Annotated in this window: 13 protein-coding genes; 10 read left to right on the forward strand and 3 right to left on the reverse strand. The window is 55.4% G+C overall.

The window, feature by feature from the left end:
* The first annotated feature begins 49 nt into the window (after positions 1-49).
* The 6 genes from clpX to ELK40_RS05590 all read left to right on the forward strand — a co-directional run bounded on the left by clpX (position 50) and on the right by ELK40_RS05590 (position 7455).
* On the forward strand, positions 50-1324 hold the full coding sequence (clpX, locus tag ELK40_RS05560) for an ATP-dependent protease ATP-binding subunit ClpX (protein ID WP_023310570.1): 1275 nt from the start codon (positions 50-52) through the stop codon (positions 1322-1324).
* A gap of 182 nt (positions 1325-1506) precedes the next feature.
* On the forward strand, positions 1507-3861 hold the full coding sequence (lon, locus tag ELK40_RS05565; RefSeq protein WP_023334706.1) for an endopeptidase La: 2355 nt from the start codon (positions 1507-1509) through the stop codon (positions 3859-3861).
* A gap of 210 nt (positions 3862-4071) precedes the next feature.
* Complete coding sequence (hupB, locus tag ELK40_RS05570) at positions 4072-4344, forward strand: nucleoid-associated protein HU-beta (protein ID WP_002444653.1); 273 nt, start codon at positions 4072-4074, stop codon at positions 4342-4344.
* A gap of 212 nt (positions 4345-4556) precedes the next feature.
* Positions 4557-6428, forward strand: coding sequence for a peptidylprolyl isomerase (ppiD, locus tag ELK40_RS05575; RefSeq protein WP_127729774.1), 1872 nt, complete (start codon positions 4557-4559; stop codon positions 6426-6428).
* A gap of 148 nt (positions 6429-6576) precedes the next feature.
* The gene (locus ELK40_RS05585) at positions 6577-6957 is read left to right on the forward strand and encodes a helix-hairpin-helix domain-containing protein (protein WP_033144774.1); all 381 of its coding nucleotides are present in this window, start codon (positions 6577-6579) and stop codon (positions 6955-6957) included.
* A gap of 99 nt (positions 6958-7056) precedes the next feature.
* Complete coding sequence (locus ELK40_RS05590; RefSeq protein ID WP_024906822.1) at positions 7057-7455, forward strand: YbgC/FadM family acyl-CoA thioesterase; 399 nt, start codon at positions 7057-7059, stop codon at positions 7453-7455.
* A gap of 61 nt (positions 7456-7516) precedes the next feature.
* On the opposite strand, the gene queC is transcribed toward ELK40_RS05590, so the two are convergent.
* Together queC and ELK40_RS05600 are read right to left on the reverse strand one after the other, a co-directional pair.
* Positions 7517-8212: a 7-cyano-7-deazaguanine synthase QueC gene (queC, locus tag ELK40_RS05595; protein WP_008503311.1), complete on the reverse strand. Its 696-nt coding sequence runs from the start codon at positions 8210-8212 to the stop codon at positions 7517-7519.
* Positions 8213-8278: 66 nt separating this feature from the next.
* Complete coding sequence (locus ELK40_RS05600; RefSeq protein ID WP_127729776.1) at positions 8279-9979, reverse strand: SgrR family transcriptional regulator; 1701 nt, start codon at positions 9977-9979, stop codon at positions 8279-8281.
* 101 nt (positions 9980-10080) lie between these two features.
* On the opposite strand from ELK40_RS05600, the gene cof reads away from it, so the two are divergent.
* The gene (gene cof / locus ELK40_RS05605) at positions 10081-10899 is read left to right on the forward strand and encodes an HMP-PP phosphatase (RefSeq protein ID WP_115874355.1); all 819 of its coding nucleotides are present in this window, start codon (positions 10081-10083) and stop codon (positions 10897-10899) included.
* 40 nt (positions 10900-10939) lie between these two features.
* On the opposite strand, the gene ELK40_RS05610 is transcribed toward cof, so the two are convergent.
* Entirely contained in the window at positions 10940-11989 is a 1050-nt protein-coding gene (locus ELK40_RS05610; RefSeq protein WP_220353779.1) for a PLP-dependent cysteine synthase family protein, read from the reverse strand.
* 112 nt (positions 11990-12101) lie between these two features.
* Here ELK40_RS05610 and ELK40_RS05615 point away from each other — a divergent pair, with 112 nt between their 5' ends.
* The 3 genes from ELK40_RS05615 to ELK40_RS05625 are packed head-to-tail and all read left to right on the forward strand — an operon-like array spanning position 12102 to position 16137.
* Positions 12102-12560: an Lrp/AsnC family transcriptional regulator gene (locus ELK40_RS05615; protein ID WP_023310581.1), complete on the forward strand. Its 459-nt coding sequence runs from the start codon at positions 12102-12104 to the stop codon at positions 12558-12560.
* 30 nt (positions 12561-12590) lie between these two features.
* Positions 12591-14363: a SmdA family multidrug ABC transporter permease/ATP-binding protein gene (locus ELK40_RS05620; RefSeq protein WP_127729778.1), complete on the forward strand. Its 1773-nt coding sequence runs from the start codon at positions 12591-12593 to the stop codon at positions 14361-14363.
* Entirely contained in the window at positions 14356-16137 is a 1782-nt protein-coding gene (locus tag ELK40_RS05625) for a SmdB family multidrug efflux ABC transporter permease/ATP-binding protein (protein ID WP_127729780.1), read from the forward strand. Before ELK40_RS05620 ends, ELK40_RS05625 begins: the two co-directional genes overlap by 8 nt.
* Positions 16138-16149 lie beyond the last annotated feature (12 nt).

The following is a 16149-nucleotide window of genomic DNA, read 5'->3' on the forward strand; positions in this document are numbered from 1 at the left end:
TTTGCGTCGTCATGTGCGGCACAAAGAACTTAAAAAGAGGTTTGGACTCATGACAGATAAACGCAAAGATGGTTCGGGCAAACTGCTGTACTGCTCTTTTTGCGGCAAAAGCCAGCATGAAGTGCGTAAACTGATTGCCGGGCCGTCCGTGTATATCTGCGACGAATGTGTCGATTTATGTAACGACATTATTCGCGAAGAGATTAAAGAAGTCGCACCGCACCGTGAGCGCAGCGCGCTGCCAACACCGCATGAAATTCGTCATCACCTTGACGACTACGTCATCGGACAGGAGCAGGCCAAGAAAGTGCTGGCGGTAGCGGTCTATAACCACTACAAACGTCTGCGTAACGGCGACACCAGCAATGGCGTAGAACTGGGTAAAAGTAACATTCTGCTGATCGGCCCAACCGGTTCCGGTAAAACGCTGCTGGCTGAAACCCTGGCGCGTCTGCTCGATGTTCCGTTCACGATGGCGGATGCCACCACCCTGACCGAGGCCGGTTACGTGGGTGAGGACGTTGAAAACATCATTCAGAAACTGCTGCAGAAGTGCGATTACGACGTACAGAAAGCCCAGCGCGGGATTGTTTACATCGATGAGATCGACAAGATCTCCCGTAAATCAGACAACCCGTCCATCACCCGTGACGTATCGGGTGAAGGCGTACAGCAGGCACTGCTGAAGCTGATTGAAGGTACGGTCGCCGCCGTTCCGCCACAGGGTGGTCGTAAACATCCGCAGCAGGAGTTCCTGCAGGTTGATACCTCCAAGATCCTGTTCATCTGTGGTGGTGCGTTTGCTGGTCTGGATAAAGTCATCTCCCACCGTGTTGAAACCGGCTCCGGCATTGGTTTTGGCGCAACGGTGAAATCGACGTCCGAAAAACCAAACGAAGGCGAACTGCTGTCTCAGGTTGAACCGGAAGATCTGATCAAATTCGGTTTGATCCCTGAGTTCATCGGCCGTCTGCCGGTTGTGGCAACGCTGAATGAGCTGAGTGAAGACGCGCTGATCCAGATCCTGAAAGAACCGAAAAACGCACTGACCAAGCAGTATCAGGCGCTGTTCAATCTGGAAGGCGTTGACCTGGAATTCCGCGACGAAGCGCTGGATGCTATTGCCAAGAAAGCGATGGTCCGTAAAACCGGTGCTCGTGGTCTGCGTTCAATTGTTGAAGCAGCACTGCTCGACACCATGTACGATCTGCCGTCGATGGAAGACGTTGAGAAAGTGGTGATTGACGAGTCCGTTATTAGCGGTCAAACCAAGCCGCTGCTGATTTACGGCAAACCGGAAGCGCAGCAGGCATCTGGCGAATAATTCACCAAATCATACAAGCAGTTAATCAAAAAGGGGGGATTTTATCTCCCCTTTACTTTTTCCGTATTCATAGCGTTGAATGTGTGGGAAACATCCCCATATACTGGATACATGTTAATGGTTATGTGAAGCACAGTGACATGACCAGCTTACCTGGCGGACACTAACTAAGAGAGAGCTCTATGAATCCTGAGCGTTCTGAACGCATTGAAATCCCCGTATTGCCGTTGCGCGATGTGGTGGTTTATCCGCACATGGTCATACCCTTATTTGTAGGGCGGGAAAAATCTATCCGTTGCCTCGAAGCCGCTATGGATCATGATAAAAAAATCATGCTGGTGGCGCAGAAAGAAGCATCAACGGATGAGCCGGGTGTAAACGATCTTTTCACCGTCGGGACCGTGGCCTCTATTTTGCAGATGCTGAAGCTGCCTGACGGCACCGTGAAGGTGCTGGTAGAAGGCCTGCAGCGTGCGCGTATTACCACTCTGTCAGACGACGGCGAACACTTCTCTGCCAAGGCAGAGTACCTTGATTCGCCTGAACTTGATGAGCGCGAGCAGGAAGTACTGGTTCGCACCGCGATTAGCCAGTTTGAAGGCTACATCAAGCTGAACAAGAAAATCCCACCAGAAGTGCTGACGTCGCTGAACAGCATCGACGATCCTGCGCGCCTGGCGGACACCATCGCTGCCCATATGCCGCTGAAGCTGGCTGACAAGCAGTCCGTGCTGGAAATGTCCGACGTTAACGAGCGTCTGGAATACCTGATGGCGATGATGGAGTCTGAAATCGATCTGCTGCAGGTTGAGAAGCGCATTCGCAACCGCGTGAAAAAGCAGATGGAGAAATCTCAGCGTGAGTACTATCTGAATGAGCAAATGAAGGCCATTCAGAAAGAACTGGGCGAGATGGACGACGCGCCGGACGAAAACGAAGCCCTGAAGCGTAAGATCGACGCGGCGAAGATGCCGAAAGAGGCGAAAGAGAAGGCCGAAGCAGAACTGCAGAAGCTGAAAATGATGTCTCCAATGTCGGCTGAAGCGACCGTTGTACGCGGCTACATTGAGTGGATGGTGCAGGTTCCGTGGAACGCCCGCAGCAAGGTCAAAAAAGACCTGCGTCAGGCACAGGAAATCCTGGATACCGACCACTACGGCCTGGAACGCGTGAAAGACCGCATTCTTGAGTACCTCGCGGTACAAAGCCGTGTAAACAAAATTAAAGGCCCAATTCTGTGCCTGGTAGGACCGCCGGGGGTGGGTAAAACCTCTCTGGGTCAGTCCATCGCCAAAGCGACCGGACGTAAGTATATCCGTATGGCGCTGGGTGGCGTGCGCGATGAAGCGGAAATCCGCGGTCACCGCCGTACCTACATCGGTTCTATGCCGGGTAAACTGATCCAGAAGATGGCGAAAGTGGGAGTTAAAAACCCGCTGTTCCTGCTCGATGAGATCGACAAAATGTCGTCGGACATGCGTGGCGACCCTGCGTCTGCACTGTTGGAAGTGCTTGATCCAGAACAGAACGTGGCGTTCAGCGATCACTACCTGGAAGTGGACTACGACCTGAGCGATGTGATGTTCGTAGCGACCTCCAACTCCATGAACATTCCGGCCCCGCTGCTGGACCGTATGGAAGTGATCCGTCTCTCGGGCTATACCGAAGACGAGAAGCTGAATATTGCTAAGCAGCACCTGCTGCCGAAACAGATTGAGCGTAACGCGCTGAAAGCCAACGAGCTGACCGTTGAGGACAGCGCGATTATCGGCATCATTCGTTACTACACCCGTGAAGCGGGCGTGCGTAGCCTTGAGCGTGAAATCTCGAAGCTGTGTCGTAAAGCGGTGAAACAGCTGCTACTGGATAAGAGCCTGAAACACATTGTGATTAACGGCGACAATCTGCATGCCTATCTCGGCGTTCAGCGCTTCGACTACGGCCGCGCGGACAACGAAAACCGCGTTGGTCAGGTGACCGGACTCGCATGGACGGAAGTGGGCGGCGATCTGCTGACCATCGAAACCGCCTGTGTACCGGGTAAAGGCAAACTGACCTACACCGGCTCGCTGGGTGAAGTGATGCAGGAATCCATCCAGGCTGCGCTGACCGTGGTGCGCGCGCGTGCGGAGAAACTGGGAATTAACCCTGATTTCTACGAAAAACGCGACATCCACGTGCACGTACCTGAAGGGGCGACGCCAAAAGATGGTCCAAGCGCGGGTATTGCCATGTGTACCGCTCTGGTTTCCTGCCTGACCGGGAACCCTGTGCGTGCCGATGTGGCAATGACCGGTGAAATTACGCTGCGTGGCCAGGTTCTGCCGATTGGTGGTTTAAAAGAAAAACTGCTGGCGGCACACCGCGGTGGGATCAAAACCGTATTGATCCCTTACGAAAACAAACGCGATCTGGAAGAGATTCCGGACAACGTGATTGCCGATCTGCAGATCCATCCTGTTAAGCGAATTGAGGAAGTTCTCAGTCTCGCTTTGCAGAATGAACCCTCCGGAATGCAGGTTGTAACCGCAAAATAGTGACCTCGCGCAAAGAGCGTCAATAAAAACAAGGCTGGTAAGTGATTTCGCACTTGCCAGCCTTTTTTTGTATAGCTAATTTAGATTGCTGATTAGGTCAGCCATCAACAACGGGTGTTGTAAGGTCATGGCAGGCCTGATATAACTGCTGCGCGGTCGCGTTGTGAAGGATTCAGGCGCGATATAAATTATAAAGAGAGGAAGAGAACAGTGAATAAATCTCAACTGATTGACAAAATTGCTGCTGGTGCTGATATTTCTAAAGCTGCAGCTGGACGTGCGTTAGATGCATTAATTGCTTCTGTTACTGAATCTCTGCAGGCTGGGGACGACGTTGCACTGGTAGGCTTCGGTACTTTTGCTGTTAAAGAGCGTGCTGCCCGTACTGGCCGTAACCCTCAGACCGGTAAAGAGATCACCATTGCTGCTGCTAAAGTGCCGGGTTTCCGTGCAGGTAAAGCGCTGAAAGACGCAGTAAACTGATTGCTTTCCCGTTTCAGGGAAGCCGGAAAGTACAAGGGCGCATCATTTGATGTGCCTTTTTTGTTTGTCCAGACCTGATTTGTGCGAGTTTATGCGAGTTGTGGGCTGACAATCGCCCCGTTTTCTTGTCACAATACGCCTTCACGCGCGACGGGCAGGATTTTCCGTCAGCGTCAGGTAACCAGTCACCTACAGCGGAGTGTTGTTACACCATGATGGACAGCTTACGCACGGCTGCTAACAGTCTCGTGCTCAAGATTATTTTCGGTATCATTATCGTGTCGTTCATATTGACCGGCGTGAGCAGTTACCTTATTGGCGGTGGCGCAAACTACGCCGCAAAAGTGAATGGCCAGGAGATCAGCCGCGGTCAGTTCGAGAATGCTTTTGCCGGTGAACGTAACCGTATGCAGCAACAGCTGGGCGACCAATTCTCTGAACTGGCGGCGAACGAAGGGTACATGAAGACTCTGCGCCAACAGACGTTGAACCGTCTTATCGACGAAGCGCTGCTCGATCAGTATGCCAAAAAAATCGGCCTTGGCATTAGTGATGAGCAGGTGAAAAAAGCCATCTTCTCCACCCAGGCCTTCCAGTCTAACGGTAAATTCGACAACGCGCGTTACAACAGTATCGTCAACCAGATGGGGATGACGGCCGATCAGTACGCTCAGGCGCTGCGTAACCAGCTGACCACCCAGCAGCTCATCAATGCTGTCGTGGGCACCGATTTCATGCTCAAAGGTGAAACGGACGAACTGGCCGCGCTGGTGGCACAGCAGCGTGTTGTACGCGAAGCGACCATTGATGTTAACGCCCTGGCGGCGAAACAGCAGGTGAGCGACGCTGACGTTAACGCCTGGTACGAACAGAACAAGAATTCTTTTGTTTCTCCAGAGCAGTTCCGCGTGAGCTACATCAAGCTGGATGCGGCCGCGCTGCAGGAAACCGCGTCTGATGCAGAGATCCAGTCTTACTACGATCAGCATCAGGATCAGTTCACTCAGCCCCAGCGTAACCGCTACAGCGTGATTCAGACGAAAACCGAGGCTGATGCTAAAGCGGCGCTGGATGAGCTGAACAAAGGCGCTGATTTCGCGACCGTTGCGAAAGCGAAATCCACCGACATTATCTCGGCGAAAAACGGCGGTGATATGGGCTGGCTGGAAGACGCGACCACGCCTGACGAGCTGAAAAATGCCGGTCTGAAAGAGAAAGGCCAGCTTTCTGGCGTCATTAAGTCTTCCGTCGGTTTCCTGGTCGTGCGTCTGGACGACATCACCGCGGCGAAAACCAAGCCGCTGGCTGACGTCCGCGATGATATCGCAGCGAAAGTGAAACAGGAAAAAGCGCTGGATGCCTACTACGCACTGCAGCAGAAGGTTAGCGATGCTGCCAGCAACGACAACGAATCTCTGGCAGGTGCAGAGCAGGCGGCGGGCGTGAAGGCGGTTGAAACTAGCTGGTTTGGTCGTGACAACCTGCCGGAAGAGCTGAACTTCAAACCGGTTTCCGATGCCATCTTCAACGGTGGTCTGGTGGGCGAGAACGGCACGCCGGGCAGTAACTCTGACATCATTACCGTCGACGGCGATCGTGCGTTTGTGTTGCGCGTCAGCGAGCATAAGCCAGAAGCGGTCAAACCGCTGGCGGAAGTGAAGGATCAGGTCATCGCTCAGGTTAAGCACAACAAAGCTGAACAGCAGGCGAAACTGGATGCTGAGAAGATTCTGTCCGATCTGAAAGCGGGTAAAGAAGACGCGCTGAAAGCGGCTGGCCTGAGCTTCGGTGAAGCGAAAACGCTAAGCCGTACCGGTCAGGACCCTATCAGCCAGGCCGCGTTTGGTCTGACTCTGCCTGCGAAGGACAAGCCAAGCTTCGGTACCACCACCGATGCGCAGGGTAACGTCGTTCTGCTGGCGCTGGATGAAGTGAAAGCCGGCACCTTACCAGAAGCGCAGAAGAAAGCGATGGTTCAGGGAATTACCCAGAACAATGCCCAGATTGCCTTCGAAGCCATGATGAGCAACCTGCGTAAAGAAGCCAAAATCAAGCTGGGTGATGTAATGACTCAGCAGCAGTAATTACGTGTCTGCTCGCAGATTTTCGTAACGCTCTGCAAAAACTAAAGGCCGCTTTCGCGGCCTTTTCCATTTCTGCAATCTGCTGTTTGTGCCGGTTTGAACTGGCGGCTATCGTGACGTGGCTGTCAACAAACAAGGAGATAACAGCATGAAATGTGGAATCAAAGCACTGTTAATTACGCTGGCTATTGCCACCACCGGGATGAGCGCGGGCGCGCTGGCGTCGGCCCCCGCCGCCAAAACACAAGCTACCCAGAGCAAGTCCGACGCGGCAGCGCCGGTGCAGGGGCAAACCAAAGCGACAGATGCCGGTAAAAATGCGGATGATGACGGTACGCGGGTCAGTATCAATTCTGCCTCAGCGGAAGATCTCGCCCGTGCGTTGAACGGCGTGGGCCTGAAAAAAGCGCAGGCCATCGTCAGCTACCGCGAAGAGTATGGTCCTTTCAAAACGGTCGACGATCTCAAACAGGTGCCGGGCATGGGCAGCGCGCTGGTTGAGCGCAACCTCTCACACCTGACATTGTAATTACGCAATTTCTTGCACTGCGGCAAAATTTTGCCAGGATAAAGAGGTCATACCAGTTATGACCTCTCATCCTACAATAACAGTAAAGGCTATTGCGCTATGCAGACAAAAATCAAAGTACGCGGTTTTCATCTCGACGTTTATCAGCATGTGAACAATGCCCGCTATCTTGAGTTTCTTGAAGAAGCGCGGTGGGACGGGCTGGAAAACAGCGAAAGCTTTCAGTGGCTGACCGCGCACAACATCGCGTTTGTGGTCGTCAATATCAACATCAACTACCGCCGTCCGGCCGTGCTGGGCGATGTGCTCACGGTGACAAGCCAGGTACAGCAAATCAATGGCAAAAGCGGGGTGTTAAGCCAAGTGGTGACGCTCGATCCAGAAGGGCAGGTGGTGGCTGATGCGCTGATCACCTTTGTCTGTATCGATCTGAAAACGCAGAAAGCGCTGCCGCTGGAAGGGGAGTTGCGTGAAAAGCTGGAGTTGATGATCGCGTAAGACTTGTTAAGGCGTACTCGTGCTGTCGACACCCGTTTTGCGACAGCACGGTCAAGTAGCCCTATTTTAGGCCGGTCTTTTTCTGCATCGCGGCCATCACGCCGGCTTTATCGGCAAGATAGTGGTTCAGTCCGTTAGCGCGAAGATTACAGGCCGCGCACTGGCCGCAACCGTCGCCTTTGATACCGTTATAGCAGGTGAGCGTTTCGCTGCGAACCAGGTCCAGCTTGCCCCAGTAATCCGCCAGCGCCCAGGTTTCGGCTTTATCCAGCCACATGAGCGGAGTTTCAAAGCGCGTCTCTTTCGCCATCCCCAGATTGACGGCGTGGTTTAGCGCTTTCACGAACTCATCACGACAGTCCGGGTAGCCGGAGAAGTCGGTCTCGCAAACGCCCGTGATCACCGCTTCGGCTTTTACCTGATAGGCGTAGATCGCCGTCAGGGTCAGGAAGAGGATATTACGGCCCGGCACGAAGGTATTCGGAATGCCGCTGGCATCAGGTTCGTAGTCCGGGACGGGAATACTGTCGCGTGTGAGGCTGCTCACGGCCAGTTCATTTAACAGCGTAACGTCCAGCACCTTGTGCGCGCGTGCACCCAGTTTCAGGGCAAGTTCACGGGCAACGTCGATTTCAGCGCGGTGGCGCTGACCATAATCGAAAGTGACACAGTGAACTTCATCGTACTGATGAAGGGCCTGAACCAGGCAGGTAGTAGAGTCTTGTCCTCCGCTGAACACGACGACGGCACGTTTCATAAATCATCTCGACTGTTACGGTAAAAACGTTATGTTACCGTCTGCCTGTGGCGGCGACCAGCTTCTTCACGATTTAGGGGCGGGAAGCCAGGCTTCGGTAAAGTCAAACCAGCCGCGGGTATTGAGACGTATACCATTCACGCCTGGTGGAGCACTGATTTGGTATTGATAATTAAAGAGTGGTGTCAGCACCGCACTTTCCATTAACCGGTTGAAGATGGCTTCCAGCCCCGCGTGTCTATCCCGCGCTTCTGCCTGCGTCTGTACCGCATCCAGCGTCGCTTGCAAATGGGCGTAAGCCGGTGCGCTAAGAACGTGCGGCCAGAGGGCATCACAGCGCAGCCACTGTTCCAGCGTATATTCTGGCGCTTCGCCAATAAGCCTGTCGCCCATCATGATGTCTGCATCGGCAAGCTCCAGGCATCCGTCCCACGTCTTGGCGTCGTGAAAGATGACGGTCAGTTCACACCCCTGTAGCGCCAGGTATGCCTTCAACTGGCTGGCCATGGTGTGAAGCTCAACAGGGAGATGATAAACCAGCGTCAATGCTTCAGGGAGAGTTACGCCCGATAAATCAGGCCATTCGGGGATGGTCCAGCCGGGAAGCAGTTCCTGAGTTGGCGTGATGAGCCCTTCGTTTAGTGGAAGGGTGTGGAGAAGCCGGGAGAGATGAATGATATTGATAAGCCGCTTTGCCTGGAGCTCACTCAGACGTGTGCTCTGTTTTAACGTAAGGTAACAGAACCCCAGGCTGGTGCTGCTGCTTACCAGCCGCAGACTTTCCAGCTCGTCGGCCTCGCCGATCGCGATTTGCACCGGGTGACGACAGCTGGTACCCAGCCTGTAATCAAAAAGCTGGGGTGTGATCCAATATTCGATGGCTTTGAGCAGCGGATGACTCAGGTGATACTGCTCATGGCTTTCCAGACGAACCAGGTCGGGCTCAAAGGCAGCCAGCCGAAAGGGGCCTGAGCCAACCGAAGGATGGTCGGGATGCGCCAGACGGCTACAGTAGGTTGCCAGCCTGTGCGGTAGCCAGTAGTCAGGTTGATGCAGCGTAAACGTCAGACACTGTGGATGCGTTGTCTCAATATTTAAGACACTCTGTAACAGGGTGCGCAGGGCGGGGAGCGTCAACAGCGCTGTCAGACTTCGCTGGAGTTGCGCCGTTTCTATTTTATCGCCGTTATGCCAGTGCAGGGTGGAGCGAATGTAGAAATGCCAGCGCATGCCGTCAGCAGAGACATCCCAGTGATGCGCCAGATCGCCCGTGGGTTCACTGCTGTTACCGTTAAAACGCGTCAAGCCTGAGAACACCTGTCCTGCCAGATGCTGCTCCGCCCGACCAGGTAAAAAACCCGGCTGCAGCGGCTCCAGGGAGCGATAGTAGGGAATGCGCAGCGTCGGCGTATCGTTTTGCCACTGCCCGCCCAAAAAAGGATGCAGTAATGACCGCAGCGCTTCAGGGGCAAGCTGGGCCAGTTCCAGCGCGTTATGCTGCTGCCCGCTCTTCAGCGCCTCCTCCATCATCGCATTGCGCAGTGACTCCGGCGCGACATGAAACGTCAGCTCACCGCGCTTACCGCGGCCAGACTGCGCTCGCCAGCTCAGCCATCCCGCCTCCTGGGCCTGACGCAGTAACGTTCGGACATGCCGCTCGCTGCAAAAGCAGCGGGCAGCCAGATCGCTGATAGTGACCTGTTGCGTTGCACCCTGGGAAGGCTGCCAGAGGCGGTGATACTGATTGAGTCGATTGAGCTGGCGCATAAGAAACCCGGAACAATAATTTTCATCTATTCACTATTACTTCCGTATATCTCACACGATACTGATGCACAAGTTAACCGCATCACATTTCGGGAGTAATCATGGCTCGGCTCGCTGCATTTGATATGGACGGTACGCTGTTAATGCCGGATCACCGTTTAGGGGAAAAAACCCTGAACACGCTGAAGCGCCTGCACGAGCGAGATGTTACCCTGACGTTTGCCACCGGGCGTCATGTTCTGGAGATGCGCCATCTGCTTGGTGCGTTTTCCCTCGACGCTTTTCTGATTACCGGCAACGGGACGCGAATTCATTCTATAGAAGGCGATGTACTGCACCGTCAGGATCTCAATCCGGAAGTGGCGGATATCGTGCTGCACAGCACCTGGGACACTAAGGCCAGTATCCACGTCTTTAACGATCGGGGTTGGTTTACCGGAAGCGAAATCCCGGAATTATTGCACGCGCATGTATACAGCGGCTTCAGGTACCAGCTTATCGATCTGCGTCGGATCCCCGCCCATGCGGTCACTAAGATCTGTTTCTGTGGCGATCACGACGATCTGTGTCGCTTACGGATTCAGCTGAATGAGGCGCTAGGCGACCGGGCGCATCTGACCTTCTCGGCGGTTGATTGTCTGGAAGTGCTGCCGGTGGGCTGTAACAAAGGTTCCGCTCTGGCGGTTCTGAGCGACCACCTGGGCTTAACGCTCCAGGAGTGTATGGCGTTTGGTGATGCCATGAACGACCGCGAAATGCTGGGTAGCGTAGGTCGCGGTCTGATCATGGGAAATGCGATGGCGCAGCTGAAAGCAGAACTTCCCCATCTGCCGGTTATTGGCCACTGCCGCAATGAAGCAGTGTCTCATTTTTTGACTCATTGGCTGGACAACAACAATCTCCCGTATTCCCCCGAATAGTGAGACCCTTCCAGCAAGCCAGACTTCGGTCTGGCTTTTTTTATTTCACCAGTTCTGCAATCTGCGCTTTCCACGGGGCGATATCGCCGATGTTGGCCTGCACCCACTCCGCATTGTAGTAAGTTTCAAGGTAGCGCTCTCCGCTGTCGCACAGCAGCGTGACGATGGAACCGGTGCGGCCCTCTTCGCGCATGCGTGCGGCAAGCTGCAGTGCTCCCCACATATTGGTGCCCGTCGATGCGCCCACTTTGCGGCCCAGCTGCGTTTCCAGCCAGTGTGCCGTTGCCACGCTTGCGGCATCTGCCACGCGCATCATCTCGTCCACCACATCGGGGATGAAAGAGGGCTCCACGCGCGGGCGGCCAATCCCTTCAATTTTACTGCCCACCGGGCTGCGCAGGCCGGCATCGCGATTTTGCCAGTAGTCGAGGAACACGGAGTTTTGCGGGTCAACCACCATCAGCTGGGTATCGTAACCCTGACAGCGGATGTAGCGTCCGATCGTGGCTGACGTGCCGCCGGTACCGGCGCTCATGACGATATAGGACGGAACCGGATGTGGTTCGTGGGTCATCTGGCGGAAAATACTGTCGGCAATGTTGTTATTGCCGCGCCAGTCCGTCGCGCGCTCGGCGAAGGTGAACTGGTCCATATAGTGGCCGTTCAGCTCGCGGGCCAGCATTTCAGAGGCGGCGTAGATTTCGCAGGCGCTTTCCACAAAGTGGCAGCGTCCGCCGTAAAATTCGATCTGTTCGATTTTGCGTTTTGCGGTGCAGGACGGCATTACCGCGATAAACGGCAGGCCCAGCAGGCGGGCAAAATAGGCTTCGGACACCGCCGTTGAACCGGACGAAGATTCAATGATAGTCGTGCCTTCTTTAATCCAGCCGTTACATAAACCGTATAAAAACAGCGAGCGCGCCAGGCGATGCTTCAGGCTGCCGGTAGGGTGAGTGCTTTCATCTTTCAGATAGAGCTGAATGCCGTCAAATCCCGGCAGGGAAAGGCGAATCAGGTGCGTATCCGCCGAGCGCTGATAGTCGGCATTGATTTCGCTGATCGCATGTTTAACCCAGGTGCTATTCATCATCGTTATCCGTTTGTCATTTTGTGCCTAGGATAGCGAAAAGCACAGAAAAAATTGTTGCTATCTGGCCTTTAAAATAGAATGAAGGGAGAAAATTTTTCTCTGAGAGGTGGGGATGCTAGATAAAATTGACCGCAAGCTCCTTTCATTGCTGCAAAATGACTGTACCCTCTCTTTGCAGGCGCTGGCAGATGCCGTTAATCTGACCACCACCCCGTGCTGGAAGCGTCTTAAGAAGCTGGAAGATGACGGCATTCTTCTGGGGCGCGTCGCGTTGTTAGATCCCGAAAAGCTGGGGCTTGGGTTGACCGCATTTGTGCTGATAAAAACTCAGCATCACAGCAGCGAGTGGTATTGCCGCTTCGTCACCCAGGTGTCTGAGATGCCCGAAGTGCTCGGTTTCTGGCGCATGGCCGGCGAGTACGATTACCTGATGCGCGTCCAGGTGGCCGACATGAAGCGCTATGATGACTTCTACAAGCGGCTGGTGAACAGCGTGCCGGGGTTATCGGACGTCACCTCAAGCTTCGCCATGGAACAGATTAAATACACCACAGCATTACCTATTGAATAACTTCGTAAAACACCTTCAGGAACAAACCGCGTGCGATTATTTGCCCAATTAAGCTGGTACTTTCGTCGGGAGTGGCAACGCTACCTCGGTGCAGTCGCCCTGCTTATTATCATTGCCATCCTGCAGCTGATCCCGCCGAAAGTGGTGGGCTACGTCGTGGATGGCGTCACCGAACAGCATTACACCACCGCACGGGTGTTGATGTGGGTTGGCACGCTGGTGCTGACGGCGGTCATTGTTTATCTGCTGCGCTACGTCTGGCGCGTGCTGCTGTTTGGTGCGTCCTATCAGCTGGCCGTTGAGCTACGTGAAGATTTTTACCGCCAGCTGAGCCGACAGCATCCCGAATTTTATCTGCGCCATCGCACCGGGGATCTCATCGCCCGCGCGACGAACGACGTCGATCGCGTGGTCTTTGCCGCCGGGGAAGGGGTGCTGACGCTGGTGGACTCGCTGGTGATGGGCTGTGCGGTGCTGATCGTGATGTCCACGCAGATCAGCTGGCAGTTGACCCTGCTCGCCCTGCTGCCGATGCCGCTCATGGCGCTGGCGATTAATCGCTATGGTGAACAGCTACACGAGCGTTTTAAGCTGGCGCAGGCGGCGTTTTCGTCGCTGAACGATCGCACCCAGGAGAGCATGACCAGCATCCGCATGATCAAAGCGTTTGGTCTGGAAGACCGGCAGTCTGCGCTGTTTGCCGCCGATGCGGCAGACACGGGGGCGAAAAACATGCGCGTCGCGCGTATCGACGCCCGTTTCGATCCGACGATTTATATCGCAATAGGCATGGCAAATATGTTGGCCATTGGCGGCGGAAGCTGGATGGTAGTGCAGGGCACGCTTACCCTGGGGCAATTGACAAGCTTTGCGATGTATCTGGGTCTCATGATCTGGCCGATGCTGGCGCTGGCCTGGATGTTTAACATCGTGGAGCGCGGCAGCGCCGCCTACAGCCGTATTCGCGCCATGCTGGCCGAAGCGCCGGTGGTCAATGACGGCAGCGAAGTCGTACCGGAAGGACGCGGCGTCATGCATGTCGACGTCCGCAAGTTTGTCTATCCACAAACGGAGCATCCGGTGCTGGAGAACGTCAGCTTTACGCTTCAGCCGGGCCAGATGCTGGGCATCTGCGGCCCGACGGGAGCCGGTAAAAGTACCGTGCTCTCTCTGCTCCAGCGCCACTTTGACGTCACCGAGGGCGATATTCGTTTCCATGATATCCCCCTGACGAATCTGCTGCTGGACGAGTGGCGTGGTCGCCTGGCGGTCGTCAGCCAGACGCCGTTTTTATTTTCGGACACCGTGGCGAACAACATCGCCCTTGGCCGCCCTGGGGCGACGCAGGAAGAGATTGAACACGTGGCGCGTCTGGCCAGCGTTCATGATGATATTTTGCGTCTGCCGCAGGGGTACGAGACGGAAGTCGGGGAACGCGGCGTCATGCTGTCCGGCGGGCAAAAACAGCGTATCTCCATTGCCCGCGCGCTGCTGCTGAATGCTGAAATCCTGATTCTGGATGATGCACTTTCCGCCGTGGACGGCCGTACCGAGCATCAAATTCTGCATAACCTGCGCCAGTGGGGCGACGGACGCACGGTCATTATTAGCGCCCACCGTTTGTCTGCGCTAACCGAAGCCAGCGAAATTCTGGTCTTGCAGCACGGGCACATTGCCCAGCGCGGGCAGCATGAAACGCTTGCCGAGCAGCCGGGCTGGTATCGCGATATGTACCGCTATCAACAGCTTGAGGCGGCGCTGGACGATGCGCCGGAAGAAAATGAGGAGGCCGCCAATGCGTAAGCTCGGAACGATGTGGCCGACGCTCAAACGTCTGCTGGCCTACGGCTCGCCGTGGCGTAAACCGCTCTCCATTGCCGTGCTTTTACTCTGGATTGCGGCGATTGCTGAAGTGAGCGGTCCTTTGCTCATTAGCTACTTCATCGACAATATGGTCGCCAAAAGCTATCTGCCCCTGGGGCTGGTGGCGGGGTTAGGCGTGGCCTACGTTGGCCTTCAGCTGGCGGCGGCAGGGCTGCACTATGCTCAGTCGCTGCTGTTTAACCGTGCTGCCGTGGGCGTCGTGCAGCAGTTGCGCACCGACGTCATGGACGCGGCGCTTCGCCAGCCGCTCAGCGAGTTTGATATCCAGCCGGTCGGGCAGGTCATTTCGCGCGTGACCAACGATACCGAGGTGATCCGCGATCTGTACGTCACCGTTGTGGCGACCGTATTGCGCAGCGCTGCGCTGATTGGCGCGATGCTGGTTGCGATGTTCAGCCTTGACTGGCGCATGGCGCTGGTGGCGATCACCATCTTCCCAGCGGTATTGATCGTCATGGTGATTTACCAGCGTTACAGCACGCCGATTGTGCGCCGGGTTCGCGCCTATCTGGCCGACATCAACGATGGCTTCAACGAAGTGATTAACGGCATGAGCGTCATCCAGCAGTTCCGCCAGCAGGCCCGCTTTGGCGAACGCATGGGGGAAGCCAGCCGTTCGCACTATATGGCGCGTATGCAGACGCTGCGGCTTGATGGTTTCCTGCTGCGTCCGCTGCTGAGCCTTTTCTCGGCGCTGGTGCTTTGCGGGCTGCTAATGCTCTTTGGGCTGAGCTCAAACGGTACGATTGAGGTGGGCGTACTGTACGCCTTTATTAGCTATCTTGGACGCCTTAACGAGCCGCTGATCGAGCTCACTACCCAGCAATCGATGCTGCAGCAGGCGGTGGTCGCCGGTGAGCGCGTGTTTGAGCTGATGGACAGGCCGCGTCAGGCCTACGGCAATGACGAGCAACCTCTGCAAAGCGGGACTATCGCCTTTGATAATGTCTCGTTTGCCTATCGCGAAGATCGGCTGGTGCTGCAGGACATCACGCTTGACGTTCCGTCGCGCGGTTTCGTGGCGCTGGTGGGGCATACCGGCAGCGGTAAGAGCACGCTTGCCAGCCTGTTGATGGGCTATTACCCGGTCACGCGCGGCGAAATCCGCCTCGACGGGCGCCCGCTCGCGTCTCTCAGCCACACCGTGTTGCGTAAAGGCGTCGCGATGGTGCAACAGGATCCGGTCGTGCTGGCCGATACCTTCTACGCCAACGTGACTCTGGGACGAGACTACACTCAGGAACAGGTCTGGGACGTGCTGGAAAAAGTGCAGCTGGCAGAGCTTGCGCGCGGGTTTAGCGATGGGATCAATACGAAACTGGGCGAGCAGGGGAATAATCTCTCTGTCGGGCAAAAGCAGCTCCTGGCGCTGGCGCGGGTGCTGATTGAAACGCCGCAGATCCTGATTCTGGATGAAGCCACTGCCAGTATTGACTCCGGCACCGAGCAGGCCATCCAGCAGGCACTCTCCGCCGTACGCGACCATACGACGCTGGTGGTGATTGCCCACCGTCTTTCCACCATCGTCGATGCCGATACCATTCTGGTGCTACATCGCGGACAGGCCGTTGAACGTGGTACCCACCGTGAACTGCTGGAAGCAAAAGGGCGCTACTGGCAGATGTACCAGCTGCAGCTGGCGGGCGAAGAGCTGGCGGCCAGCGTGCGCGATGAAGAGTCGCTTAGCGCCTGATGCACCAAAATG

The organism is Enterobacter sp. N18-03635 (assembly GCF_004006055.1).
In the GTDB taxonomy this organism is placed as follows: Bacteria; Pseudomonadota; Gammaproteobacteria; order Enterobacterales; family Enterobacteriaceae; genus Enterobacter; species Enterobacter vonholyi.